Here is a 3,458-nt window from a genome sequence, read left to right as displayed (position 1 = left end):
GCGGCAACGTTCAAACACCCTTCCACCCGCACCCTCGGCCACGGCCATTCGCCTGCAGAACACCGCGGCGTTCTTGCGTAAGGCCCCGAGTCGCAGGCCGATTAGGCACTCTCAAGCCGCGGACCAGACTTCTCTATTCAGTTCTCAAGAAACAACGCCTTCGATCGGCACCTCATGCGCTCTAGCCCATCGTTCTCGAGGCCGCCGCATACGGAACTCTATGCGGCAACGGCCGTGACGGCGGTCAAAGGCGTTATTCAGCCCTCGCGTCCGTCAATGCGACGCGCTTGTTGCGAGTCTTTTTGCACTATGAAGATTTCAAGTAGCAACCCTTAGAGGCCGTTGGACGGCGCCGAAACTAAACCGCCGACCGGACGTACCTCCCCGTCCACATGAGTCCATGCGTAGGTCTACGGCCATAGGCAACCCGCCCGTTCATGGTCCCTTTGGTCAAAGGTGTCGAGGCGCCCGAACCGGTGGCGGGAGGCCGGTCAAGGATGGGACCGTCGTTGACCTGGGGGATGGTCTCATTGGCGTCGTCCAGGGCCACTGTCGCTGCGGACCGGGGTGCCTCCCGGACCGCCGGGCGGCGGTCGAACGTGTGGCGGGTTCCGGGCTGGCTGTTTTAGCAGCGGACTTCCTAGTTGGGAGCGGAGACTGATGTGGTCTTGCGAGCAGCACTCGTAGCTGTCTTGGTCTTGATTCCCGTAGCTGTGGCCCGTCGGGTGCTCTTTTTTGCAGGTATGGGGGTGCCTCCTTCACCAAGAACCAAGTGCTGATGGCCACATCGAGGTTGCCGGGCTGGTTTTGGCCATAAAAGGGTTCCCTACCGCTACCGACCACTACCGACCGGGTGGTAGGGAGAATTTCGGAATCAAGAAGCCCGGAAACAAAGGGCGAAAGGGCCCTTCTATCTATCTATACCTACTTACCTACCTTAAAACACACACATACACATAGGGCCACAGTGATGATGTTTCCCCTCCCAAAACACAACACATCACTGTTCTCTTATGGAGACGTTGTTCCCCGGTCGGTCTGGTCGGTATTCGCCCTTCCGGGCACCCAAAAACCCCTAGAATCCGCGGCAAAACGGGGCATAAAAAGTACCGACCGGCGGTCGGTACACGGGTGGCAGAGGGTGGTTTTTCACCCCAAAACGGTAGGTTTTCCGGGGTCAACCGGTTTTCTGGCCATCATCGGCCGGTCCGGTTGACGATACCGACCGGGCGGTTCCGGGTTCCAGCGCTCCCCCGACTAACCACTCGTGGACGGCGCGCACGGTTAGTGGGCACTCTTCACGACCCCGGCGACATTGTCCCACGAGTATCCGCCGGCGGATGAGTCGAGGCACACGCCCCTGATCGAGCCGCTGCCCGACGATCTGGAACACCGGCCCTGGTTGTACTGCGGCGTGCTGTACCAGGACACGGCCAATATGATCCGGTATTGGCAGAAGACGTCGCGGAACGGGAAGTTCGAGGCCGATCCTGATGTCCGCTACGCCATTGGGGTTCGTCTCGCCTATATGTTGGCCGGCGGCTACAACTCGAAAGCCAGGCGGTTACCCCTCGACGTTCGGGCCCTGGTCATCGAACGGGACCGGGTATGTGTGAAGTGCGGTGGCGCCGGCGAGGAGATCGACCACATCGACGCGACTCCAGCGACCGGGCAACCTTCAGCTGCTCTGCACAGCCTGCCACGACGCCAAGACTGCAGAGCACCTGATCCCGGCAAGCCAGGATCAGTACGACCGCACCTCAGACCTTGTGGTCATGAGGTTGGGTGCCAGAAGTGCCTACCCAAGTCTGCGACGACGAAACGGAGTGGGCCTCCCATGAGCAACGTCCACATGGGGAACGGACTGCCCGACCTAGGAGACTGCTGAACAAATCGGCGGATGTCGGGCGCGTCGGCTGGGCTGGTGTAGCTGGTTGTTAAGACTGGTCTTATGCAGGGACGCGAGGACGCTCAACGCGGGTATTTGGATGTGGAGGCGCTGGCCGGGGAGTTGCTGGCTCCGGGCAGTGTCTTCGCTTTTCTGGCCAAACATCGGGGTCGGCTGTTTCCGGATTCGATGCTGGAGGATCTGTTTCCGTCGCGGTGTGGCCGGCCGTCGGTTCCGGCGCCGGTGATCGGTTCGGTGCTGGTGTTGCAGGCGTTGCAGGGCCTCTCTGACCGGGAAACAGCGGAGGCGTTGACGTACGATCTGCGCTGGAAGGCCGTGTGCGGGTACGGGCTGACCGACACGGCATTCCGTCCGAGCACGCTGACGTACTGGCGGAAGCGTCTGGCCAGGTCGGATAACCCACACCGGATTATGGAGGCCATCGCCGAGGTCGTCGCGGAAACATTTACCGCCGAAAGTCACAACTCCGATGAGCGATCGGCCCAGATATTCTCGATTCGTTGTGTGGCTCAGAATTCTTCGTTTCTGAGAATGCGATGACAACGCCTAACCGACACTATGGGCACTAAAGTCGCCAACTGCCAGGCGGGAAAGCGCATAGACTCCGCCGGTGACCCTTCATATCCACTTCGCAGCCCTCGCCGCAGCTGCCGAGGCAAGTCCTAGCGCGACAACAATGCGGGGCAAGCCTTTGACGCACTCATTTCTATTGAGGTTCGTCCGATCCAGGTAGGACACCGGACCAAGTCGAGCCACCCATGTTGGGAAGCACCGCATTCTTCATCGCGGAATCTCCAGTGACACTGCCGGATTCGTAATAGGACTTAAGGTCACGGACATTCGGGTTGAATGGCGTGTAAAGCCCCGGTGCGAGAGCAACGACTTGGCCGTTGACGAGTTTCCCTTCCAGGGAGCTCCTCACTCGCCAGTCGAGTGATGCAACATTCACTATCAGCGGGTAGCCGGGGTAGGCGGCACTGATTTCGTCTGCTTTAGATTTTGTAGGTGCTGGAGCAGCCCGACTACCTGGCCCCCTGTCATAGGGGCCGCAAAGGGTCAGGAGTTCTGTTGCTGCCGCTTTCCACGCAGGCAAGTTCAAATCGGAGGACGTCTGCGTCCCGTCTGCTAGGCCGATAATGTCGTCCATAGGGCCGGAAAGTGCTGCCAGCAGGGGGACCAAGTTATCCGGAGCATGCTCACCTATGCCTGACACCTCCTCGTCAAGGAGGCGGGCTTTTTCGACCACAGCAGCCCCATCGCTCTCGCTGTCAAGTTCCGTTACCAGGGAAACGACTCCAAAGAGTGGACCGTCAGAATCAGTCCCAAGAAGCTGCGTACACGCCGTCTTTTCCGAAACTTGGAACACAGCCTTGGAGGTCTGCGTGACGGCCGAGGGTTCTGGTTTCTGAGAGGAACCGCTGGATGAGGGGCTCTCCGAAGCTTCCGGCGCGGGTTGGGGTGCACCACAGCCAGAGACGAGAATCACAACAAGTGCAGGGATAGCGGCGTATCTTCTCAAGGTTCCTCCAGAGACATCGGATGTGCTATC

General features: G+C 59.7%; 1 protein-coding gene and 1 pseudogene. One reads left to right on the top strand and one right to left on the bottom strand.

Features of this window, described 5'->3' with window-relative positions:
* Window positions 1-1,951: 1,951 nt before the first annotated feature.
* Window positions 1,952-2,353: pseudogene (locus HTS88_RS21840) on the top strand (transposase); the annotation flags it as partial.
* Between the two features lie 262 nt (window positions 2,354-2,615).
* On the opposite strand, the gene HTS88_RS22080 reads toward HTS88_RS21840, so the two are convergent.
* Window positions 2,616-3,458: hypothetical protein (locus HTS88_RS22080; protein ID WP_217432829.1), on the bottom strand; the 843-nt coding region annotated here is incomplete at its 5' end.

It is taken from the genome of Pseudarthrobacter oxydans, from assembly GCF_013314975.1.
Lineage (GTDB): Bacteria > Actinomycetota > Actinomycetes > Actinomycetales > Micrococcaceae > Arthrobacter > Arthrobacter oxydans.
Note: the sequence above shows the minus strand (reverse complement) of the source record. Positions and strands in the feature narration are given on the sequence as shown.